Source organism: Mesorhizobium oxytropidicola, from assembly GCF_056174625.1.
Genome location: NZ_CM149692.1, coordinates 268,082 through 291,168, shown reverse-complemented (window position 1 = coordinate 291,168; position 23,087 = coordinate 268,082). Strand labels below are relative to the sequence as shown.

19 protein-coding genes and 2 pseudogenes are annotated in these 23,087 nt (G+C 62.4%); 13 read left to right on the top strand and 8 right to left on the bottom strand.

All coding sequences use genetic code 11. The features are described 5' to 3' along the window. Positions 1-2: 2 nt before the first annotated feature. The 4 genes and pseudogenes from AC0V8S_RS01370 to AC0V8S_RS01355 all read left to right on the top strand — a co-directional run bounded on the left by AC0V8S_RS01370 (position 3) and on the right by AC0V8S_RS01355 (position 5,127). Positions 3-2,207, top strand: coding sequence for a hydantoinase B/oxoprolinase family protein (locus AC0V8S_RS01370; RefSeq protein WP_475436566.1), 2,205 nt, complete (start codon positions 3-5; stop codon positions 2,205-2,207). After that, positions 2,204-2,689 carry an acetone carboxylase subunit gamma gene (locus AC0V8S_RS01365; protein ID WP_183455669.1) on the top strand — a complete coding sequence of 162 codons (486 nt, stop codon included), beginning with the start codon at positions 2,204-2,206 and terminating at the stop codon, positions 2,687-2,689. The genes AC0V8S_RS01370 and AC0V8S_RS01365 overlap by 4 nt, the downstream gene beginning before the upstream one ends. A gap of 70 nt (positions 2,690-2,759) precedes the next feature. Then, a complete protein-coding gene (locus AC0V8S_RS01360; protein ID WP_183455671.1) occupies positions 2,760-3,587 on the top strand; it encodes an SDR family NAD(P)-dependent oxidoreductase in 828 nt (275 codons plus the stop codon). 227 nt (positions 3,588-3,814) lie between these two features. Next, positions 3,815-5,127 (top strand): annotated as a pseudogene (locus AC0V8S_RS01355) (O-antigen ligase family protein). A 195-nt stretch (positions 5,128-5,322) separates the two neighbouring features. Here AC0V8S_RS01355 and AC0V8S_RS01350 read toward each other — a convergent pair. Both AC0V8S_RS01350 and AC0V8S_RS01345 read right to left on the bottom strand, forming a co-directional pair. Next, the gene (locus AC0V8S_RS01350) at positions 5,323-6,582 is read right to left on the bottom strand and encodes a polysaccharide biosynthesis/export family protein (protein ID WP_475436564.1); all 1,260 of its coding nucleotides are present in this window, start codon (positions 6,580-6,582) and stop codon (positions 5,323-5,325) included. 84 nt (positions 6,583-6,666) lie between these two features. Next, positions 6,667-7,344, bottom strand: a complete 678-nt coding sequence (locus AC0V8S_RS01345) for a sugar transferase (RefSeq protein WP_095200881.1) — start codon at positions 7,342-7,344, stop codon at positions 6,667-6,669. Positions 7,345-7,944: 600 nt separating this feature from the next. Between AC0V8S_RS01345 and AC0V8S_RS01340 the strand changes: the two genes are divergently transcribed. After that, positions 7,945-8,220: an exopolysaccharide production repressor exox gene (locus AC0V8S_RS01340; protein WP_475436562.1), complete on the top strand. Its 276-nt coding sequence runs from the start codon at positions 7,945-7,947 to the stop codon at positions 8,218-8,220. A 24-nt stretch (positions 8,221-8,244) separates the two neighbouring features. Here AC0V8S_RS01340 and AC0V8S_RS01335 read toward each other — a convergent pair whose 3' ends face one another. From AC0V8S_RS01335 to AC0V8S_RS01310, 6 genes are all read right to left on the bottom strand, one after another. Beyond that, positions 8,245-10,089, bottom strand: a complete 1,845-nt coding sequence (locus tag AC0V8S_RS01335) for an ABC transporter ATP-binding protein (RefSeq protein ID WP_475436560.1) — start codon at positions 10,087-10,089, stop codon at positions 8,245-8,247. A gap of 8 nt (positions 10,090-10,097) precedes the next feature. Beyond that, the gene (locus AC0V8S_RS01330) at positions 10,098-11,114 is read right to left on the bottom strand and encodes a phosphoenolpyruvate carboxykinase (ATP) (protein WP_475438555.1); all 1,017 of its coding nucleotides are present in this window, start codon (positions 11,112-11,114) and stop codon (positions 10,098-10,100) included. Continuing rightward, positions 11,111-13,027 carry a lasso peptide isopeptide bond-forming cyclase gene (locus tag AC0V8S_RS01325; RefSeq protein ID WP_475436559.1) on the bottom strand — a complete coding sequence of 639 codons (1,917 nt, stop codon included), beginning with the start codon at positions 13,025-13,027 and terminating at the stop codon, positions 11,111-11,113. The genes AC0V8S_RS01330 and AC0V8S_RS01325 overlap by 4 nt, the downstream gene beginning before the upstream one ends. Next, the gene (locus tag AC0V8S_RS01320) at positions 13,024-13,290 is read right to left on the bottom strand and encodes a lasso peptide biosynthesis protein (RefSeq protein WP_475436558.1); all 267 of its coding nucleotides are present in this window, start codon (positions 13,288-13,290) and stop codon (positions 13,024-13,026) included. The genes AC0V8S_RS01325 and AC0V8S_RS01320 overlap by 4 nt, the downstream gene beginning before the upstream one ends. A 231-nt stretch (positions 13,291-13,521) precedes the next feature. Beyond that, positions 13,522-13,821, bottom strand: a complete 300-nt coding sequence (locus AC0V8S_RS01315) for a PqqD family protein (RefSeq protein ID WP_183455683.1) — start codon at positions 13,819-13,821, stop codon at positions 13,522-13,524. A 134-nt stretch (positions 13,822-13,955) separates the two neighbouring features. Next, positions 13,956-14,108 carry a lasso peptide gene (locus AC0V8S_RS01310; RefSeq protein ID WP_010913078.1) on the bottom strand — a complete coding sequence of 51 codons (153 nt, stop codon included), beginning with the start codon at positions 14,106-14,108 and terminating at the stop codon, positions 13,956-13,958. Positions 14,109-14,622: 514 nt separating this feature from the next. On the opposite strand from AC0V8S_RS01310, the gene AC0V8S_RS01305 reads away from it, so the two are divergent. The 8 genes and pseudogenes from AC0V8S_RS01305 (at position 14,623) to AC0V8S_RS01270 (ending at position 23,068) form a co-directional block, all read left to right on the top strand. Then, positions 14,623-15,747, top strand: coding sequence for a nucleotidyltransferase family protein (locus AC0V8S_RS01305; RefSeq protein WP_475438554.1), 1,125 nt, complete (start codon positions 14,623-14,625; stop codon positions 15,745-15,747). Between the two features lie 65 nt (positions 15,748-15,812). Then, positions 15,813-16,834 (top strand): annotated as a pseudogene (locus AC0V8S_RS01300) (glycosyltransferase family 2 protein). A 287-nt stretch (positions 16,835-17,121) separates the two neighbouring features. Beyond that, a complete protein-coding gene (locus AC0V8S_RS01295) occupies positions 17,122-17,523 on the top strand; it encodes a hypothetical protein (protein WP_183455689.1) in 402 nt (133 codons plus the stop codon). Between the two features lie 169 nt (positions 17,524-17,692). After that, entirely contained in the window at positions 17,693-18,574 is an 882-nt protein-coding gene (gene exoK / locus AC0V8S_RS01290) for an endo-1,3-1,4-beta-glycanase ExoK (RefSeq protein ID WP_475436555.1), read from the top strand. 49 nt (positions 18,575-18,623) lie between these two features. Continuing rightward, positions 18,624-19,955: a UDP-glucose dehydrogenase family protein gene (locus AC0V8S_RS01285; RefSeq protein WP_183455694.1), complete on the top strand. Its 1,332-nt coding sequence runs from the start codon at positions 18,624-18,626 to the stop codon at positions 19,953-19,955. A gap of 64 nt (positions 19,956-20,019) precedes the next feature. Beyond that, positions 20,020-21,465, top strand: a complete 1,446-nt coding sequence (locus AC0V8S_RS01280) for a GMC oxidoreductase (protein WP_475436553.1) — start codon at positions 20,020-20,022, stop codon at positions 21,463-21,465. A 13-nt stretch (positions 21,466-21,478) separates the two neighbouring features. Continuing rightward, positions 21,479-21,928 carry a hypothetical protein gene (locus AC0V8S_RS01275; RefSeq protein WP_475436552.1) on the top strand — a complete coding sequence of 150 codons (450 nt, stop codon included), beginning with the start codon at positions 21,479-21,481 and terminating at the stop codon, positions 21,926-21,928. Between the two features lie 60 nt (positions 21,929-21,988). Further along, the gene (locus tag AC0V8S_RS01270) at positions 21,989-23,068 is read left to right on the top strand and encodes a glycosyltransferase (protein ID WP_183455699.1); all 1,080 of its coding nucleotides are present in this window, start codon (positions 21,989-21,991) and stop codon (positions 23,066-23,068) included. The last annotated feature ends 19 nt before the right edge of the window (positions 23,069-23,087 follow it).

Here is a 23,087-nt window from a genome sequence, read left to right as displayed (position 1 = left end):
CCATGCTGGACAAACCCGCCTCCGCGCTCCGCCTCCGCGAAAGGCTGATCGAATCTGAACGGCTCATGGAGGAGACCGGCTGCTATGACGGCATCACCGAACTCACGCTGCGCAACCAGGATCCGCTGAAGTTCGAAACACTGCACACCAAGCTGCGCGCCTATTGCGTCTCGGCGCGCGAAATGGCCCGCCGCATCTCGGCTTCGCCCGGCGTGCGTGAAGTCGGCGAAATGGTCGTCGCCATCTACACGCCGGAAGGCGACGCCATCGCGCTCTCCAACGGCATCATGGTGCATGTGCACACGATGAGCCGCTTCATCAAATGGATGATCCGCAACGGCTACGAGGAAAACCCCTGCATCCGCGACGGCGACATCTTCGCCAACAACGATGCCTTCATCGGCACCGTGCAGGTGCCCGATGTGATGGACGTGGTGCCGATCTTCCATGAAGGCAAGCTGGTCGGCTGGGCGGGCGCGGTCTGTCACGAACTTGAGGCCGGCGGCATCACCCCCGGCGGCGACGTGGCCCTTGCCCAGGAGCGCTTCACCGAAGGCCTGTTCGTCTGCGCCGAAAAGGTCGGCGAGAACGACGAGATCCGTCGCGACTATGTCATCCGCTGCGAGCGCAATCTGCGCATGCCGATCTACTGGGTGCTCGACGAGAAGGCCAAGGTCGCCTCCTGCATCGACATGCGCGAAAGCGTTAAGGCGCTGATCGACGAGATCGGCCTCGACTACTGGATGAAAGTGTCGAAGGAATTCATCGAGGAAGGCCGCCGCGCGCAGCTCGCTCGCACGCGCCAGCTCACCGTGCCCGGCATCTATCGCGGCCACACTTTTTACGGCCACGTCACCGCTGGCAAGCCAGGCTATCAGCCGCTCGGCGATCCCGACTGGCTCTACAACATGCCGATCGAGATGGAGATCACCACCGACGGCAAGATCATCATGGATTTCGAGGGCACGCAGCCCTGGGGCTACCATTCGATGAACTGCACCCCGGCCGGCATGGATGGCGGCATGTTCGTCACCCTGACCCAGCACATGAACTTCGAAGGCCTGGTCAATGACGGCGCCTGGATGGCGACCGAGCTGAAACTGCCGCACGGCACCTGGACCAACCCCGACAACGAGATGGTGGCGACCGCCACCTCATGGGCCTTGCTGCTGCCGGCCTATGGCGTGTTCCAGCGGCTGTTGTCACGCTCCTTCATCGGACGCGGCTTCGTCGAGGAAGCCTTCGTCGGCCAGGTCAACAGCCCGATGATCGAGATGGGCGGCACCAGCCAGTACGGCAAGCTGTTCGGCATGGCGCATTTCGAATGCGCTGCCGCCGGCTCCGGCGCGCTGGCGATCAAGGACGGGCTCGATACCGCCTATGTCGGCTGGAACCCGGAATCCGACATGGGCAATATCGAGGTATGGGAACAGAACATGCCGATGCTCTATATCGGCCGCTCGATCGTTCCCAATTCCGGCGGCGCCGGCAAATATCGCGGCGGCTGCTCCTTCGTCTCGACCTGGCTGGTCTCGAAGACCGACCATCTGCGGCTGGTTACATCGGAACATTCCTCCCGCGTGTTCGACAATGGCGGCATGTGCGGCGGCTATCCGGCGCCGACCTGCCAGAAGCACCGCGCGGTGCGCAACTCCAACATCTTCGAACTCGCCGAAAAACGAGCGCCGCTGGCGCACCACACTGGCACCAACCCGCATCGCTCCGAACTCGAACTGCGGCTGCAGGGCGAGCATGTGACGATGGAAGGGCCCTACATCACCGCCCCGCACAAGACCGGCGACGTCTTCACCCATTCCTACAATGGCGGCGGCGGTTATGGCGACGTGCTGGAGCGCGATCCGCTCAAGACGGCTTTGGATGTCGAGAACGGCTATCTGACCAAGGAAGCGGCCGAGGGCATCTTCGGCATCATGCTGGATGAGGACGAGGACGGCTATCCCGTCGCCAACATCGAGGCCACCAAGCGCCACCGCACCGAGATGCGCGCCAGGCGGCTTGCGCAGGCAAAGCCGGTCTCCGAGTGGATCGCCACCGAGCGCAGCCGTGTCGAAAAGGCCGACTTCGCCCCCGAGGTGAAGAAAATGTATGCCAGCGCGATCAAGCTGTCGTCGCGCTTCACCACGGAATTCAGCGATTTCTGGAGTGTCGACGCCAGATCGATCTTCACGCCGGGAGCAAAGCCATGACCTCGTACAGCAAGGAAGTCATCGCCGATCTGGTCGCGGGCACGCTGCCCTGGCCGCAGACGCGCCGCGTCATGAGCGCCTACAAGGATGACGACCGCTTCTTCAAATATGTCGCCGTGCTGCAGGACCGCGTCGGTTGGAAGGATCCGATCCTGCTGCCGGTCTCGGATCACCTGTTCATCTGCCAGAGCGGCGATGAGCGGGTGACACGCTGCGAGTGCGGCCATTCCTTCGGCGACTATCGCAAGAACTGGAAGCTCAAGGCTTCGATCATCGTGCGCAACACCGAGGAATCGCTGCGCGAAATCTATCCCAACAGCGATATACCCGATCCGCAGTGGATGGAGATCCGCGAATTCATCTGCCCTCAGTGCGGCACCATGCATGAGGTCGAAGCGGCAGCACCCGGCTATCCCATCGTGCATGATTTCCAGCCGGATCTCGAAGGCTTCTATCGCGAATGGCTGGGCAAGCCGCTCTAGGAGAAGGTGAACCGCGTCGACAAATACTCCGGAACCTGATTGCCTGCCCCAACCATTGGAGAAGCACGCGATGACAAACCTTGCTGGGCGCGGTGCAATCGTCACCGGCGGCTTTTCGGGCATGGGCTTCGCCATTGCCACCGCCTTGGCTGAAGCCGGCGCCAATGTCGCCGTCGGCTCCTACATCGCGCCTGCCGGCGCCGACAGATCCGATGCCGCCTATTATCCCGGCGTCGACGAAATCGGCCGCGTGCGCGCGGCCCTGTCGGCCCATGGCACCAGGGTGCACGCTGCTCACCTCGATGTCCGTGACAGCGAGGTCACCAACCGTTTCGTGGCGGAAGCCGAAGCCGCCATCGGTCCTGCCGATATCCTGGTCAACGCGGCCGGCACCACCGCCGAGCAACCGGTCTGCGGACATTCCGACGCGCTGTGGGACAAGATCGTCGACACCAACCTGACCGGCGCCTTCCGCGCCACCCGTGCCGTGCTTTCCGGCATGATCGAACGCGGCTGGGGCCGCATCGTCAACATCGGCTCGACCGCCGCCTCCGTCGGCTGGAAGGACAATCCGGCCTATTGCGCTTCCAAGGCGGGGCTCCTTGGCCTGACCCGTTGCGTGGCTCTGGAAGGGGCTGCCCACGGCGTTACCTGCGTCATGATCAGCCCGACCTGGGTCGAGACCGAACTCATGCGCCGCAATGTGGCGCAGGTCGTCGAGCGCGAGGGCAAGGGGCGCACCGCGGAGGAAGCAATGGCCGAGATCGCCAAGGGCAACCCGCAGCAGCGCATGCTGCAGCCGCAGGAGATCGCCGCGCTGGCCGTGTTCCTGTGCTCGGACCTGGCTAAGGGCATCACCATGGAAAACATCCAGATCACCGGCGGAGCGTTGTGGTAGCGTTCTCGTCGTTGACCCAGGCGGCCGTGGCGGGGCGGGCCACCGGCTGATCTCTCCCCGTTCGCGTTCCTGTAAGACAAGGTGACCGGATTTGCCATTGAGCATGCGGTGCGATAGGTTATATTGCACTGCACAATGGAGATGCCGTTTATTGCACGCCCCTGTTTGCGGATATGCCGGCCGGCTTGTGGCCTGCCGGGCCTGGGTTGCGTCGGCGGGACTCTGAGATGAAAATTCCAAAGTCCCTGCTGGTCGATCCCGAGAAGAACTCGGTCTATGGCGCCTTCGCCGTGGCCGTCTCGATCTGGGCGTTCTCCTATTCGGTCATTTTCGGCCAGGTGCTGATCCTGGCCTACTACGCCGTCTGGCTGCCGCTCATCCTGGTCGATTACCGGCGCTTCCTGCGGCAGCTGTCCAGCGCCTGGCTGCCGCTGCTGTTCGCGGCCTATATCTGTTTTTCCATCTTCTGGTCGCAGGCGCCCGGCGTTACCGCCAGAACGGCGGTCCAGTACCTGTCCACATCGCCTGCGCCTATGTCGCGGCGCGCACCGTCAGCGTGCGCACCCTGACGCTCGGCGCCCTGATCGGGATCTTCTTCGTCATGCTCTATTCGCTCAAGGTCGGGGCCTATTCCGAGGACGTCCTTGACGGCACCTACAATTTCGTCGGCGCCTTCGCCTCCAAGAACCAGATCGGCTTTGTCGGCTCGCTCGGCATCTATTTCTCCGTGGTGTTCCTTGTTTTTCTGCGGCGTGGCCGGCTGAGCTTCATGTTGACGGTGCCCGTCGTGCTGTTGTCGGCCTATGTGCTGGCCGTCTCGCATTCTGCCACGTCGATGGCCTCGATACCGGCGGTTCTGGCGTTGATTACGCTTCTTGCCATGAGCAAGCTTTTGTCACGGCGTTACCGCCGGGTGATCTTCCTGGTCGGCGCCGGCCTGATCGTCGTGGTGGCCGTTGTTGCGCTCAATCTCGGGCTCATGGACTTCGTGCTTGGCATTTTCGGCAAGGATTCGACGCTGACCGGGCGGACCTATCTGTGGGAGCAGGGCTGGAACGCCGCACAGCGTTCGCCGATCCTCGGCGTCGGCTATGCCGCCTATTGGGTGCAGGGTTTTGCCGAGGCCGAGCGGCTGTGGAACGAATTCTACATCACCACCCGCACCGGCTTCCATTTCCACAACACCTATGTCGAGGCGCTTGTCGAGCTCGGCTTCACCGGGGCGGTGATGATCTCGTTGATCATGCTGCGCACGCTTTACGGCCATGTCTCGACGGTGATCTTCAAGGCATGGCAGGCCGAATCGGTGGTGCTCTTCGGCGTGATGGTGCTGCTGCTCATCCGCTCCTTCGTCGAGGTCGAGGTCCTCAACCCCTACATCATGGGCTCCTTCCTGATGTATTTCAGCTACTTCAAGCTGGCGCGGCTGCCGGTCGCCCGCACGCGCTGGTCGCCAGCCTTCGACCCGGCGAATGCGGCAAGGGGCGAGCCAGCCTGGCCCCGGCATGCCGGCCGCCCGGCGGCTGCCGACCCGACATGAGCCCAGACAAAGTCGCCCAAAAACGTATAGGCCCTCTGGGTAATGACATTCTCCTGAACTCCTTCGAAGGCGCCGTGCTTTATCGTTTCGCGGCCTGAAATCGCACATAGCAAAACCTCCGCCAGGCGGGCCTGGCGGAGGTTGAAATTCTCTGCGCTATGGATCGAAATGCTGGATCGCGCCGAAGTCCGGGCCTTACTGGCTGGCCAATGGCGCCAGCTTGACCTTGATCACGTCGCCGGGCAGCACCGGTGTGTCTTCCTTGGCGGCGATTTCGCTGGTCTTGCCGTCGACATTGCGCACCAGCGAATAGAGCAGGGTAGGCTGCTGGTCGCTGGTGATGGCGGCCGTCGTCGCGGGATCGCTGGCCTGGGCGATCAGGCCTTTCTGCATATTCACCTTCAGCGCGGCCTCGTTCAAATCGGCCTCGGTCTGCTGCCGGTCGGCGGCGAGGGTCGAGCTCAATGTGTTCTGGGCATCGATGGCGTCCTGTGTCGCCTTGCTGATCGCCTGCTTGGCGGTGAGGATGGCTGTCTCATAGTCGAGGATCTTGCCCTGCAGGTCGGTGACGGATTGCTGCGAATCCAGAAGCCTGGCATTGGCGACCAGACCCTTCTGCGCCAGCGGACCGATGCTGGCGAGCTGCTGCTGCGCCAGGTCGACCTGCTTTTGCTGGTTGACGATCTTCTTCTGCAGCGATTCGATTTCGGACTGCAGGACACCCTTGAGATCGTCGAGCGCCTCGAGCTTCAGCTTCAGCGCCTTCTGATCTGCCGTCAGGATCGTCATCTCGTCGGCGACGATGGTCGGCAGTCGTGGATCGCCCTCGACCTCCTTGGGCGCCTCGAAGCTCGCCTTGCCGGCCAGATCGGCATCGATGCGGGCACGCCGGACGAGCAGCCGGACGCGCTGGTCGTCGGAGATATCGAAATTACCCTTGGCGGTAACCAGATCCTTGCCGAGCTGGGGGCCATAATCGGTGCTGCGCCTCATGCCGCCGGCGACGCTGATCGCTTTCAGCACCGTCAGATCGGGCACATAGGGAAACTGGCCGGGGTTCTGCACTTCGCCCGAGATGTAGAAGGGCCGGAACTGCGCCATCTCGACCGAAGCTTCGGGCTTGTCCGACAGGGCAAGCTTGCGCTGCAGCGCCTCGCCGATCGCCGCCGCGACTTCCGCCGTGGTCTTGCCGGCCGCCGGCAGCTCGCCGACGAACGGCACCGACAGCGTTCCGCCCGGGCCGACCGTGTATTCGCCGTTCACGGCCGACCAGTCGCGGAACGTGCCCTCGACGGTCTGCCATTCGGCGATGCGGATGGTCAGCTTGTCCTGCGAGCCGAGATGGTATTCACCTGATATGGCGACCTGGGGAAGAAAAGCCAGCGACATCGCGAGGCAGGTGGCCATAAGCCGAGAGCGGCCGGAAAAGCGGCCGCTGCCAAAGGCTTCGAACATATCTGTTTTCAACTGAACGTTCCGATCCGTTTTAGCCCCATCGCCCGATGAGCTTGCCGCCGGATGCCTGGTGCCGGCGGCCGGTCAGTAAGAGCCGCGTGACATCCAGACGGCCGGCACGGTCTTGATGATGATTCGCACGTCGCCGAACAGCGACCAGTTCTCGACATAATGGCGGTCGAAGGCGACGCGGCTGTCGTAAGAGACGTCGTTGCGGCCACTGACTTGCCACAGGCCGGTCAGACCGGGCCGCGACTTCAGATAGTAGACGGCGGCGCTGCCGTAGATTTCCAGCTCGTCGCGCACCACCGGGCGAGGCCCGACAAGGCTCATATCGCCCTGCAGGATGTTGATGATCTGCGGCAGTTCATCGAGGCTGAGCTTCCGCAGCACCGCGCCGACACGGGTGACGCGCGGGTCGTTCTTCAGCTTGCGGGTCGCAATCCATTCCGCATTGGCGTCCGGATTGGTGGCGAGATAGGCGGCCAGCACCTTGTCGCCGTCCGGAACCATGGTGCGGAATTTCAGGCACGGAAAAATCCGTCCGCCGCGACCGATTCGCCGATGACCGTAGAAAATCGATCCACCGTCGGAAAATTTGACCAGCAGCGCTATCATGATGAACAGCGGGCTAAGAGCGATCAGACCAACCAGTGAGCCGGCAATATCGAAGCTGCGCTTGATGAGGCCGCCGATCGGCGGCGGAAAATCGGTGTCAGCCTGCGAAAAGCCCGCCGTGGCCGACTTGGCAATATCCCTCATGCGGAAACTCCATGCGTTGAACGAATGGTTCACCACACGATACCAAAAAAATGCTGCAGCGCAACACACAATTTCCCGGGCCGTTGAAATAGTCGCGTCATGAATTGACTAAATAATAAGCTAGCAATGCACATTTTTCAGGATGCTTAGCACATTTGTGACAAGAAATGGGCAAGCGGAAAAAAATGCGGATCTTTTTGGGGCGATTTTTGGGCAAGGCGTTCTCGATGGCCGGGAACGGTACATATTAGTGCTTTAGGAAGGGGCGAAGTTCGCGACTATTAACATAAAATACTACACAATATTGTGAGTTGTACTGAAAAGGGCCGGTGGCTGCAGGTTGAGTGAATTGCGGTGGTGTGCGTTGCAGCATGACAGAGTCGATCGCGCAAGCTCAATCAAAAATATGTGCGGTTGCCCTTGCCGCCTCCTGCTCGCCTTAATAGAATTGCAAATTATACCTGTCAGAGTGGCGACAGGTTGAAAGGCCGGAAGCAACCGGTCGATAGCGGGCACCTTTACAAGCCCGCAGAACAAGGGACGGCGCTCGGGTGGGGCTATCGTTTGATATAACCCGGGCCGGTTTATGGGCTGTTGGGTATGTCGCTTCCAAAATTCATCGTTGGGATGATTTTCGCTCTCGCAATCGTTGTTGCCTGGTCCTGGCTCGGCGGCGCTTCGCTGGGCACGACGTTGTTGCGTGTCATCATTTGCGCCGTGATCATCCAGGCCGGCTATTTCGTGCTCGTCTATACCATGATCGCAAGGAGTGCGCCGACGCCGGCTGACAGGCTGCGTGAAGCCGAGAGAAAGCTGAACTCGCCTGACGTGACCGAAGGCGAGAAGCTGGGCAGCGCCCGGCGCAGCCTGCATTAGGTCTTCGTCGGAAAGGATCGGATCTCAGGCCACATTGGCAGGTTCGGTTTCCGACTGTTCTCCGGACAGCATCCTCGACAGCCGGCTCGCCGGCTTTGCCTTCAGCCGCTGATACTGTCCGACTTCCACGACACGGCCGTCTTCCATCGCCACAACCCAGTCGGCGAAAGCGATCATCGAGGGCCGGTGGGCGATGGTCAGGATGGTCATCGTGCCGCGCAATCCGTCGATCGACCTGGCGATCAGCGACTGGTTCTGCCAGTCGAGCGCGCTGGTCGCCTCGTCGAGGATGAGCAGCGACGGCTTGCGCAGCAGCGCACGCGCCAACGCGATGCGCTGACGCTCGCCGCCTGAGAGGCGCACGCCGCGGTCGCCGACGATCGTGTCGAGCCGCTGGTCGAGCCTTTCGACGAATTCGCCGGCATGCGCGGCGCGCAGCGCGGTCCACAGATCGTCGTCGCTGGCCTTTGGCGCGGCCAGACGCAGGTTCGCCGCGATCGTGTCATGCAGCAGGAACACGTCCTGCGGCACATAGGCCACCTGATCGCGCCAGCGCCGGCGATTGCTGGCATCGATCTCGACGCCGTCGACGAGGATCTTGCCGGCGGTCGGTTCGAGCAGACCGAGCAGCATGTCGGCGATCGTGCTTTTGCCCGATCCCGAGGGGCCGATCAGGGCGGTCACCTTGCCGGCTGGCAGGCCGAAGGTGATGTCGCTCACCACCGTCTTGCCGGTGCCGTCGTCGTAGCCGAAGGAGACACCGCGAATGTTCAGCCCTGTATCGAGCGACAGTTTGTCGGCATTCCCAGCGTCGGCATGGCCCGGCTCGCGCTCGGCGTCGAAACGGGCCTGCAGGCCGCGCATGGCCGTATAGGCGGGCAGGTTGATCAGCACCTGCTGGGCCTGCGTCTGCATGTCCATGAAGCGCGGTGCGATGCGCATGAAGACCAGCAGCAGCACGACAATTTCGGCCAGCGACAGGTTGAAGCGGACCAGCGCCACATAGATGAACAGGCTGAGGCCCACGACGCTCGCCACCTGGAACACCGCGGTGCCGATCGAGCTGTTGCTGACATAGTCGATGTTGTCGGCCTTCATCTTTTCCAGCGTCGCCTGCAACTGCGCGAAATAGCTGGTCTCGACATTCAGGCTCTTGGCCACCTTGATGCCGCCGAGGAATTCCGAAACCGTCCGGTACTGATCCTGGCGATTGCTGGTCAGGACCCGGCCAAAGGCGGTGGCGCGTGCCCGAAACGGCTGCAGCACCACGAACATCACGATGCCGATGACGATGGCAAACGCCGTCATGACCGGTGAGATGAACATCGAGATCACGAGATAGCCCACCAAAAGCACCGATATCTGTACCAGCATCAGCAGCGAGAAGGCGGCGCCCTGGACGCGATCGATGTCGCCGGTCAGGGCATGGTCGAGATCGGAGCTGCGCATGCGCGAGAACACGCCCCAGCGCGCCTTGCCGATGCTCTCGAACAGGTTCATGCGCAAACGGTTGATGAAATCAAAGAGAAGCCTCGCCATGTAGACCGACTTGAAGCGGTTGAACGCGGCCTGCACGGCAACGAGCGCGACCAGCGCGCACAGCACCGTCGTCAGCTGCAGCGTTCCGTCCGGCACCAGCCAGCGCACAAAATCATTGTTCGGCAACCGCACCGCGAAATCCTGGTCGGCGCGCCCGACCAGGTGCAGCAGCGGCACAAGCAGCAGGATCGAGATGCCTTCCGTCAGGCTGCCGAGCATCAGGAACAGCAGCGCCGACCAGGTCCGCCGCCCGCCGATCTGGGCAATGACGGCGCCGAACGCGGCGACATCGCGAAACAGCGACAGACGAAGGATTGAGGACTTCGACATGATTGCGCTCACCGCGGCCGGCGGTTGGCCGCCAGACCCCCGGCCACCGGATCCTGGGCCGCCAGATCGGTTTCGATCAGCTCCACCGCCTCGCCAATCCTGTCGAGCCCGGTTGGAACTTCCAGCCGGAACACGCCGACATGGTTAGCGATTGCTGAACATTGGCGAAAATGCAGCGCTGCGAAATCGCCGGACAGCGCCGCGCGGCCGAACCGCGTCACATAGGAGAATTTGATGATCGCCGGCAAGGCCGCGATGCCGGGCAACGCCGTGACCGCGGCTTTTTGGCCACGCTCGAGGACATAGATCCTGGTCGCCGGCACTGTGCCGCCGGAGAAGGCGCCGTGCAGGCGATGCTGCATCTTCTCGATCTGCGGATGCACTTGCGGCCGCACCTCTGCCTGGCCAAGCGAAATCGCGGCCGCGGCATCGGCGGCAAGCTTGATCTGGGGAAAGCCCGCAACGATCATCGGCGCGTCCGGTTTGGCAAGATCCAGCGCCACGACATCGTCGGTAAGCAGATCATGACCGGCCCGGATCAGCGCGCTCGCCGTCGTCGATTTGCCGGCGCCCTTGTCACCCATGAAGATGGCGCCCCTGCCGGCCACTGCAATGGCGCTGGCATGCAGGACGAGCAGGCCGCGCCGGTGCAGCAGCAGCGCCATCACCGGCCCGAGCAGCGGGAAGGCAAGCAGCGCGTCGTCGACGCCGGGCGCCGGCTCGATGTCGATGCGGCTGAAATCGCTGATCAGGAAGGCGCCGACGGCATGCCATGCCAGATATTGCCGGTCGGGCTCGAAGCGGAAGATTGTCGCGGTCTCGGGCGAAGGCTTCGGCATGTCGATCGTGCCGATCGCGATCAGGATATCCGCCGCCGCCGGCTCCGCCGGCTCCAGCTCGGGCAATGCCACGTCGGACGCGATGATCAAGCCATAGGCCCGGTAGTAACGTCGCTCCCGCATCATCCCGCCATGAGGAGCAGGATCACCAGGATATGCGGCGAGCGGCTGGGTGCGGGGCATTATGCGGGGCTCCCGGCGTGCTGGACCTGCCGCAGCCACAGGGACAACGAAGCCGAACGCCAGACATACTGGACATCGAGGGGGGCCGCCTGATCGGGTTGGCTGAGCAGCCGCGCATAGGCGGCGTTCACTAGTGGCAGGTTGACATAGGGCGCGATGCGGCCGGCATCCGAAACCAGCAGCTGTTCCAGCAGGTCGCGGTGGTTGCGCACCATGCCATTGACCAGATTGGCGGTGAAATCGATCTTGGTGCGTCGCCACTGGACCGCCGCCGGCAGGATGCCCTCCATGGCGCGGCGCAGCACGTAGCGGCCAAAGCCATGGCTGAGTTTTTCCTCGCCCGGCAGCGCCAGGCAGAATTCGACCAGCGGTTTGTCCCAGAAGGGATAACGCGGCTCCACGCCGAAATTGGCGGCCGCCTTGTCAAGCACCTCGAAAGAGTGCGGCACATAGCCATTCGACAGGATCCAGCGATGGCTGAGCGCGTCGCTGGCCTGGACGCCGGGCGGCATGTAGCCGGCCCGGTGGAAGCGGTCGATGAGCTCGGTGCGCCTGGCCAGATCCGGATTGATCAGGTCGCGCCAGCTGCGGCCGCGCTGCGTGGGCTTGCGTATCCTGTTCAGCACACGGTTCGCCAGCTGTCTCGCCCTGGCGATCCGCCATGCCGGTCCGTAAAGGGTCAGGAACTGGAAATAGAGGCCGAGCGTGCTGTCGCCATAGGTGTTGGAGGCGCTGCGGACCTCGCGCCAAAGGTCCAGCCACCTGCCGCCATTGGCAAGCTCGTGCAGATGGCCATGTCCCTGGGAAACGACCTCGTCGCCGCCATGGCCGTCGAGCAGCACCTTGATGCCCTTGGCGCCCGCCGTCCGGTAGATGCCGCGGGTCAGCGTCAGTCCCGGCGCTAGGAAGGTGCCTTCCTGCTCCTCCAGCACCCGTTCGAACTCGGCGAAGGGCGCATAATTGCCGACAGGGATCAGTGTCGGGTCGGTCTTCTGCTGATCGAGCACCGCATCGATGAAGGCGCGCTCGTCCATCGGCGAGCCTTTCTCGAAAATCAGCGAAAAGGTCGGCAGCTTCGGTTTCCGCTCGGCGGCATTCTGCAGGCTGGCGACGCAGGCGATCGACGAGGAATCAAGGCCGCCGCTCAGCATCGCGCCGATCGACGGGCTTCCGCGCATGCGATTGCGCACCGATTGCGCGAAGAGATGGGCGAATTCCTCCGCCGCATCTGACCGAACTGGCCGCATCGACGGCTCGATCTGCCAATATCGGCGCAGCACCACCTGTTGCGTGGTGACAGTCAAGCTGTGACGCGCCGGCAGGCTGAAGATATCGCTGTAGGGGGTGGATTGTGGGTCGTCGGGAAGTCCAGCCAGGAATCCCGAAATGCGGTGCTCGCTGATGCGCCCACCGATCCCGTCAAGGCCAAGCATCGGCCCGATCTCGGAGGCAAAGGCAAAACGCCAGTCCGCCGCGTGATAGTAGAACGGCTTGACCCCGAAATGGTCGCGCGCGCAGAACAACAGCTGCCGCTCGGCGTCCCAGATGGCAAAGGCGAAATCGCCCTGCAGGTGCACCGGGCAGGATTCGCCCCAGCGCAGATAGGCCCGCATCACCAAAGTCGCGTCCGCGACCGACTTGTCCCTGATGCCGAGCTTTGCCATCAACTCGTCGCGATTGTCCAGCCGGCAATCGGCGGTGATGGCGAGCTTGCCGCCGGCCATGGTCAGCGGGCCGGGGCCGGCTTCATCCGTGGTGTTGAGCCATGCGTGGCCAAGCGCGATGCCATTGTCCAGCCACCACGAATTCCCGTCGGGGCCGCGATGGCGCATGCGTGCCAGCATCTGCTGGATGTCGCTCGCCCCGTCCGCCGCCGGCGGTCCCTGTCGCAGCAGGATGCCGGCCACGCCGCTCATCGGCTGCCGTGGTCGACCAGATGCGCAAAGCCGTCGACGGAGCCGCCAAGCACGACATGGTTGTCGCTGATCAGCCAGGCATGCGCCTTCAACTGCTCGCCCGTGCCGCGTTCGATGCCGAAGCGGATGTTGGAGGCATTGCCCTGGCGCGCGAGAATGTATTGGCCGAAAGCGCCTGGGTAAGGCAGGTGGCGCGCGGCACGAACCGCGCGGCTGCGGCAACCCCCCAGGCAACGAGCCGCAGTTCGCCCATGCTGGCGCACTGGCGCGCATTGAGCCGGGTCACCATGCCGCGAACACGGTTGTAGGAGAACAATGTCAGTCCCAGCCGGACGGTCGCGACCACCAGCAGGCAATGGCAGAGGAAAAGTACTTCCGAGCCGCTCAGGGACAGAACCCTGGCCAAGTTCCGGCTGGGCCGGCGTTTCGCAGGCCTCGGTCTTTGGTCCATCGCAGGTCTTTGCCGCGAGATCATGGCCTTTTGCGGAGCCTGCCTAGACAAGTGCCTCATGCTGCAGCCTCACAAGTCCATTTTCGGCCAGGCCTTTCAGCAGCGCGTCGACGTCGGCCTTGCAGCGCTCGGCGTCGACATTGTAGCGCTCAAGCACGGCGCCGCGGATATCGGCGACAGACTTCGGCTCCTGGATCAGCTCCCAGATGAACGCGCCGACGCCGTTGAGACTGTAATAGATATTGGATTTCAGGTTGAGCAGCGCGAGGCCATCGCCAAATTCGCAAGCCACGGCATCCCCAGTGGCAGTTACGCAATCGCGCTCGGATGGGTTCCAGTTCATGCCAAAACCTCGTTTACACACACGATCTACGCGTCGTCAGTTAAAAAGGGAAAGTCGGGGATTTTCATCCCCGGCTCCATTTATGTTATTGAATCCCGGAGGCCCAACGTCACTCCTCCAGGATCAGGCTAGTCTCAGGAGAACGTCAGGTCGCCAATTGGGGTGTGCGCGGGAAACGACGCGTCGATTGCCGTGCTGCCACCGCCGCCCTGGGTGATGGTCTCAATGGAACCATGTACCGTCAGGCTTGGCGTTTCGTACTCGTGCTTTTCAACATTCTGTTCCATTTTACTCTCCAATGAGGACTGGAAACGGCCTGTCGAGTGCCGTCAGCACTTTCATGCTGCGGTGCAATAGCTGCATGGCAGCATTTATGAGTCAAGCCTCATTTACCCCCGGTTAATCAATTACGGGTTGCGGACGTCACCATGCGTGTGCAACTGCTCAAAATTCCACCTTCTTGCTCCTGAAAACAAGTGCGATCAGGCATTGGCTGCTGATTCTTTAAGCAATTGATTTTGCTTGCATAAAAAGGTTATATTGGTGACGCTTTTTTAGGCATCGCTAAAAAGATGGATTTTTGTTAGTCGACCCGTAGATATGGCCAGCCAAGACGCCTCGATGGAGCCGGAATCCCAATCGTATGCTGCACGGTGTTCGCAAAGGTCGGCAAACGCTCTGGTTGCAAAATTTCGCACTGCGAAAGGAAAGACTTTACGGCGCCGAAGTTTTTGAGGATGCTTTGCTTCGCACTTGCAGCATACGCGTCGCGCAAACCGCATTTTGGAGATCATGCGCTTAATGGCCTTGCCGGAAAGTTCCTATGAACGACTGCGCGCCGCCGACTGCGCCGACGAGATTGCCTATGTGCAGGCCTGCCTGCGGTTGTATTTCTCTGGCGCGGCGGCCTCGGCCGTCGATGTGTCGACGCCGGACCTTTCCGCCACCGCCGTCGCCGACATCGCCAGGCTGAACAAGGTCGCCATCTTCGTTCTGAAGGCGTTGTCGCGCGCCCCGGCGGGCGAAAGGCCGGTAGAGCTTTTCCAGTGGCTCGATACCTATCGCCGGCGGACGGTTTCGATGAATGCCGCCTGCCTCATGGATTCGATGGCCATCCACCAGGCGCTGCGCGACAGGCAGATCGATTTCGTCTTTCTGAAAGGTCCGTTCCAGCAGCATCTGCTCTACGACGACCATTTCATGAAGCCTTCGGGCGATGTCGACATACTGGTTTCCCCGGCCGGGTTCGCGAGAGCGCGCGATGCGCTGCGCTCGATCGGCTACGAGGTTGCTGGCAAGTCACGTTCCGTCTGGTGGGTCCGTTTTCTTGGCGAACAGCACATGATCCGCGGCAACGGGCCGTCCACGGTCGATCTTCACTATCGGCTCCAGCAGCCCGGCTCGCCCAGTCCGCGCGATGCCGACGGGTTCCTGCGGCGCAAACGGCTGGTCGAGATCACCGGGACCGAAGTGCCGTTCACCTCGGTCGCCGACACGCTGATGCTGTCCTGCATCAGCGTCGCCAAGGCACTCTTCAACCGCGAACCCTGCGCCGGCTATGTCTGCGATATCAGGGCCAGCGCCAACCGTCTCGACGAGGCCGATCAGCAGCGTGTGCTCGATGCGGCGGTGAGCCAGGGGCTGGACGATACGCTGCTGCTCGGCCTGCGCGCCGCCGATGTGCTGCTGGGCGGCACCGGCACGCTTTTGTCGGAGCGGGCCAAGCCGATCCTGTCGCGCATCGGCAATGAGGACCTGCTCAACATGGTCATCGCGCCATGGTTGTCGTCCTTGCGATGGCCGCAGCGGCGCACGGTGTTGTGGGAATTGTGCGGCAGGGCTCCCGTCCGCTACCTGGCCGAAGCCGGCTGGGCAGCGTCGGCGGACATCAGCCGCCGTATCTTCGAGCGGCCGGCCAGTCCGTGATGGCTGTCGCGTCGCAATACGTACAGGGCGAGGGCATATCGGAACCTGTGCAAGAGGCAAAACCCATGTCGATGACGAAATCCGAGGTCTGCGTGATCATCGCGGCCAAAAATGCGGGCGCACGATCGCGGTCGCCATCGCATCCGCGTTGCGCGAGCCTGAGGTGGCGGAGGTCGTCGTCGTCGACGACGGCTCGACCGACAATACGGCCGAGATCGCCCGTTCCGCCGACGACGGCAGCGGCCGGCTTAAGGTCATGCGCCTTGACGTCAATCGCGGCCCCTCCTTCGCCCGCAATGCCGCGATCGCCGGGTCGAAAGCGCCTTTCATCAGCATTCTGGACGCCGACGACTTCTTCCTCGAGGGCCGGTTCCGCAACCTGTTTGCCGCCTCCGATTGGGATTTCGCGGCCGACAACATCATGCTCATCAGGGATGATGCGACGAGCGACGCAACCAAGATCGTCGCCCCCGATTTTGCCGCCGATCCGGAATTCCTCGACTTCGAGCGCTTCGTCGAAGGCAACATCTCCAGGCGCCGCGTGCAGAGAGGCGAGCTTGGCTTCCTGAAGCCGGTGATCAGCCGCGCCTTCCTCGACCGGCACCGATTGCGCTACGACGAGAGCCTGCGGCTGGGCGAGGATTATGAGCTCTACGCCCGCGCGGTCGCCTTGGGAGCCCGGTTCAAGGTCATCCGCTCCTGCGGCTACGGCGCCATTGTGCGCGCCGATTCGCTGAGCGGTCGCCACAAGACGCAGGACCTGAAACGGCTGGCCGACGCCGATCTGGCGCTGCTGGCGATCGACAGCCTGCCGGAAGGCTCCAAGGCGGTGCTGCGGCGGCACGAGCGGCATGTCCGCAACAAATACCGGCTGCGCAATTTCCTCGACGTGAAGGCCGAGCGTGGGCTGGCTTCGGCGGCGGCCTATGCCTTCGCCAGCCAATCCAACCTGGTTCCCATCGTCCACGGCGTGGCTTCCGACAAGCTCGAGGCGCTGTTTCGGCGTGTTGGCCTTGTCTCCGGGCACAAGCATGTGCCGCCGCTGCGTTTCCTGATGGCCGGGACCAGCGCGGGCAAGGAGCGGTAAGGGACTGGGAATGCCCGGTTCACCCGCCAACGGCACACTCACCGCGCAAAGCATTTCCACCGGATTTATGAGTTTACGAATTGGGTGGTTGCCTCTCGGCTCCAGGGATGGCAGTCTATGTTGCGGTGCAGCAAAACGAACGACCAACCGAACTGGCCCCCGATCGGATTGGTCCGAAGTCTCTCCCATCGGTGGAGTTGGACGATGCGGTACACGTTTTTCAGCCCCGGTTGCGGGGATCGGCCAGTAGCCCGGCATGCAAGCCGGCGATGACAGGAATTTAAGCCATGGCCTCGATATTCGGCTTCAGATCAAGGGATCCGGCCCGCGACCGGCAGGCCGACATTGCGCGCCTCGACCGGCTGGCGAAGCTGTTCGAGCAGATTGCAGCCGAGATCGAGGCCGAGAAGACCGGCCTGGAGAGCCGCTATCGAAAGACGGCGACCAACGCCGCCTTTCTCGTCGAAGCCATGGAGAACGGCTCCGCTTCTGACAGGCGCTCATCCGAGGTTAGCGCGCTGACGCAGTCGATCCTGAATTGCGAGCGCCGCATCGCGGCGCTGTCGCGCCAGAACGGCATGATGAAGGAACTCCGCCATTCGCTGGATTTGGTCTTCGACGAGGATGGGGCGTCCGATTCGGCTACCACGGTCGATTTCGCAAGGCCCGCGGGCGCCGGTCGGGCGTGACGATGAGGGCGTGGGGCTACTTCAAAGGCATGATGCAAGCTTCAAAGGTATGATGCAGACAGGAGAGGGAATTCGGGAGGGTCAAAGAGAAGGCCAAGGTTGGCCCGTTTGGAAGCGGTTCAAACGTCGACTTTGGGTTGGGGACGCACAGCACAAAGGTAAGTTTGGTATGAATTCGGATCCGAAAACCACGTCCACGACAGCAATTGACGCAACGTCCTTCTCGCATGAGACCCGGCAAGCCGACCTGAGGCGGTTGGGCTTGATCGGCGGGCTGTTGCTGACTGCTCTCGGCAGCCTCTTTGCGGCTCCCGCCCATGCGCAGGATATCCAGTCCGCCCCCTCTTTCGTCGATGATTTCAAAAGCTTCGATCGCTCGCGCTGGTATGTTTCCGACGGCTGGAACAACGGCAGCCATCAGAATTGCACGTGGTCGAAGGGACTTGTCGCACTTTCCGACGGCGTGCTGTCGCTTGGCTTCGAAAAGCAGAAGCTGAAGGATCGCGAGTTCGCCTGCGGCGAGATCCAGACCAAGCAGCGCTTCGGCTACGGCACCTACGAGGCGCGGCTGAAGACCGACACCGGTCCCGGCCTCAACGCGGCTTTCTTTTCCTATATCGGCCCGTCCGATAAGCAGCCCTGGGACGAAATCGACTTCGAGATCCTGACCAAGGACACCTCCAAGGTGCAGGTCAACGCCTATATCGCCGGTAAGGGCAAGAACGAGAAGCTGATCGAGGTGCCGGGTGGCACCGACAAGGCCTTCAACGACTACGCCTTCGTCTGGCAGAAGGACAGTTTGCGCTGGTACGTCAATGGCGAGCTGGTGAACACCATCACCGATCCGGCGAAGCTGCCCAGCCATGCGCAGAAGATCTTCTTCAGCCTTTGGGGCAGCGACACCATGAAAGGCTGGATGGGCGCGTTCGCGGATCCGGGCCGCAAGCTTTCGCTGCAGGTCGAACGCGTCGCCTTCACCGCGCTCGGCGATCCCTGCCAGTTTCCGGAATCGCTCGTATGCAGCGTAAAAGAGTTGGGAAAGACGAATTGAACCGGCCGGAGCAAAAATGGTTCGCGGCCATGAACAGGAATGAAACCGAATGAACTTGACGGTGTTTGGAATTGGCTATGTCGGCCTCGTGCAGGCGGCGGTGCTTGCCGAGGTCGGTCACCAGGTTGTTTGCGTCGATATCGACGAAAACAAGGTGGAGCGCCTCAACCAGGGCTTCGTCCCGATCTTCGAGCCAGGCCTCGAAAGCATCGTCAGGGAAAATCACGCCGCCGGCCGCATCAAATTCACCACCGATGCGGCCGCCGCTGTCCGGCATGGTGAAATCCAGATGATCGCGGTCGGCACGCCGCCCGGCGAGGACGGTTCGGCCGACCTCAAATACGTGCTGGCGGTCGCCGAGACCATCGGCCGCGAAATGGACAGCGCCAAGATCGTCGTCGGCAAGTCGACCGTGCCGGTCGGCACTTGCGAAAAGGTGAAGGCCAGGATCGCCGAGACGCTGAAGAAGAGAGGGCGCGAGGACCTCAGCTTCGATGTCGCCTCCAACCCGGAATTCCTCAAGGAAGGCTCGGCCGTCGCCGACTGCATGAAGCCGGACCGTATCATCGTCGGCACCTCGAGCGAGGAGACCGAGGCGGTGATGCGCGAGCTCTACGCGCCCTTCAACCGCAACCACGAAAAGATGATCGTGATGGACGTGCGCAGCGCCGAATTCACGAAATATGCCGCCAACTGCATGCTGGCGACCAAGATCAGCTTCATGAACGAGATGGCCAATCTGGCCGAGCAACTCGGCGCCGACATCGAGGAGGTGCGCAAAGGCATCGGCAGCGATCCGCGCATCGGCTACCACTTCATCTATCCGGGTCTCGGCTATGGGGGCTCGTGCTTTCCCAAGGACGTCCGCGCCCTGATCAAGACCGCCGAGGGCGTCAAATTCGACGCCAAGCTGCTGCGCGCCGTCGAGGAGCGCAACAACGACCAGAAATCCGTGCTGTTCGACAAGGTGAACCGCTACTTCAAGGGCAGTCTCAAGGGCAAGACCTTCGCGCTTTGGGGCCTGGCCTTCAAGCCCAACACCGACGACATGCGCGAGGCGCCGGCGCGTGTCTTGATGGAAGCGCTGTGGAAGGCCGGCGCGACCGTGCAGGCCTATGATCCCGAGGCGATGCAGGAATGCCAGGCCATCTACGGCCTGCGCGACGATCTGATGCTGTGCGGCACCAAGGAAGCGGCCCTGCGCGGCGCCGATGCGCTGCTCATCGCCACCGAATGGAAGAGTTTTCGAGCCCCGTCCTTCGATGCGCTGAAGGATGCGTTAACCACGCCGGTCATCTTCGACGGCCGCAACCTCTACGACCCCAAGGTCGTGGCGCGCCATGGCATCGAATACCACTCGATCGGCAGAATGGCGGCATGAGAGCCGCGCAGAGCCGCAAGCTCAATCTTGCGGGCGCGCCCGGCGCGGAAAGGAGTTGTGGCTGATGGTGCTGGACGTAAAGCCCGAGCAAATCACCAGGGATCATTTCGATGTTGTCGCGATCGGTTCCGGCTTTGGCTCGGCCTTCTTCCTGCACGAGTTCGCCAAGCGGCGTAAGGCGCGCATCTTGGTCCTGGAATGGGGCCGGCACAACACGCATGAATGGCAGCTCGGCCAGAACGCCAACACCGACATCGATGACGAGACGACCTACAAGACCGACAATGCAGACAAGCCGTGGAATTACACGATCGGGCTGGGTGGCGGCACCAACTGCTGGTTCGCGCAGACGCCTCGGTTCCACCCCAACGACTTCAGGCTGAAAAGCACCTACGGCATCGGCAATGACTGGCCGATCAGCTATGACGATGTCGAGCCGTTCTACTGCGACGCCGAAGAGATCATGTCGATCTCGGGTGATCCCGACATGGCGGCGATGCTGCCGCGCTCGAAACCGTTTCCGCAACCGCCGCATCGCATGTCGACGCCGGACAAGATGATGAAGGCGGCCCAGCCCGACCAGCATTTCGTCATGCCGACCGCGCGGGCGAGGGTGCCGACCGCGCAGCGCAGCTCGTGCTGTGCCAATCTGCGCTGCTGGCTGTGTCCGGCTGACGCCAAATTCACCGTCAACAACGGCTTGATACATGTCTTCGAGCATCCCGACGTCTCAGTCTGCCTCGGTGCGGAAGTGCGCAGGCTCGACCATGTCGGCGGCACGGTCCGTTCGGTCACCTTCGTCCATGATGGCAAGGAATATCAGGTCAGCGGCGATCTCTTCATCCTTGGCGCCAATGCCATCCAGAGCGCCGCGATCATGCTGCGATCCGGCCTGGGAGACGAATTCGTCGGGCGCGGCCTGCACGAATCCTATGGCTGGAATTTCGAGGTCTATCTCGACGGCGTCGACAATTTCGACGGCAGCACCATCACCACCGGCCTGAATTTCGGCCTCTATGACGGTCCGCACCGGTCCGAGCATGCGGCGGCACTGGTCTATTTCGAAAACCGCTGGCAGCACGGGATGCGCGCCGAGAAGGGGCGGTTGCGCCAGACGCTGCCGCTCGTCGTGGTCACTGAAAACCTGCTCGATCACGAGAATTTCGTCACCCTCGACGAGGACGACAATGCGTTTGTCTCCTTCAAGGCACCGTCGGACTACGCGGTCAAGGGCATGGCCCGGGCGCTGGATAAATTGCCTGGGCTGCTTGCCCCGCTGCCGGTCGAACGGCTCTTCGACCGCGGCATCCGGCCAACGGAATCGCATGTCCAGGGCACGCTTAGGATGGGCACCGGCCCCGCCGATTCGGTCATCGACAGCAACATGATCCATCACCGGTTGAGAAACCTGGTTGTCGTCGGCACCAGCACCTATCCGAGCTGCTCTTGCGCCAACCCAAGCCTGACCGCGGCGGCTTTGTCGCTTCGGGCGGCGAGCCGGATCGCGTGAGGGGAGCGGGCCGATGATCGAAGTCACACGGCGCTCGGCATTGGCCATCCTGGCAGGTGGTGTCGCCTCGACGGGCGTAGCCTATGCCGCCGTCTCCTCGTTTTCGGACGAGGATCTGGTCCGCGTCACGCTGGAAAAATATTTCGGCAGGCTGAACATGCGCATCGAGCATCTGCAGCAGTTCGTGCTGGAGTTCCGCAACCGGAATCCGTGGGTCTTTCCAAGCGAGAAATTGAGCGATGCCGTCACTCTGGTGGAGGAGCTCAAATTGGGCGCGGCGCGTCGCCTCCTGCCCCAGCAGAAGCGGGAAGATCTCTTACAGTTCGACCGCTGGGTCATCGCGGAGTTTCATATGCTGACGGACTACGCCTGGCGCAGTTCGCCTGACGATCCGATCCGGTTCACCGGATGGCACTCCTGCACCAACCCGTTCGCGACGCTTGACCCGCCACAGAGCGCGTGAGGCGCAAATGGCCCCTGATCAGACGAACCAGAATATCAGAATGCGACAAGGATCCGGTTCATGAAAGTCCTCTTTGCCAGCGGCAACGGCTATCCGCCCGAGTTCGGCGGCGGCGTCCAGTCCAGCACGCATCATCTGGCGCAGCAGCTGATCGAACATGGCCATGAAGCGTCGGTGCTCGCCGCTCTGTTCGGCGACGGCATGTTCGGCCTCAAGGCGCGCGCCAAGATGAAACTCTTGCGGCAACCCGCGGTCGTCGACAGCGTTCCCGGTTATCCGGTGATCAGGACATGGTTTCCCTGGGAAGCAGCAGGGTTTGCCGTCAGGAGACAGAAGCCTGACGTCGCGGTGGTCCAGTGCCACAAGTCGGTTCCGCTCGGCAAAGCGCTGGAGGCTGAGGGTGTGCCACTGGTCGTCTATCTCAGAAATGTCGAGTTTCATGAACTGGGCGGTGACCTGCGCGAATTGCGCTCGGCGCTCTACATCGCCAATTCCGAATTCACCGCGCGCACCTACAGCAGGGAATTCGGTATCGAGGCGACGGTGATCCCGCCGACCATCAACCCGACGCAGTACAGCACGCCGACCACGGGCCAGTTCGTCACCCTGATCAACCCCTATGAGGAAAAGGGTTTTGAGCTGGCGGTGCGCATTGCCGGCGCTTGCCCGGAAATCCCGTTCCTGTTCGTCGAAAGCTGGAAGCTGGAGGACGACCATCGCGCGCGCATCGAAGAGACGATCAGGCCACTCGGCAATGTCACGCTGGAGAGCCGCACCAACGACATGAAGACAGTCTATGGCCGCACCAGGATCCTGCTTGCGCCCTCGAAATGGGAGGAGGCCTGGGGCCGTGTGGCGTCAGAGGCCCATTGCAGCGGCATTCCGGTCGTCGGCTCGCGGCGCGGCGGCCTGCCTGAAGCGATCGGCCCTGGCGGCGCGGTGCTCGACTACGACGCGCCGCTCATCGACTGGGTCGCGGCCGTCAGGCAGCTGTGGAACGACAACAAGGAATACGAGCGGGTTTCAAGCCTCGCGCGCGGCTTTGCGGGGCGCCCGGAGCTCGATCCCGACCGCCAGTTCGTCACCTTCTTCTCGATACTGGACAGGGCGGTGCAGCAACGCGCGCGCCAAGCGGCCTGAAGGGCACGCCGCCGCGCAC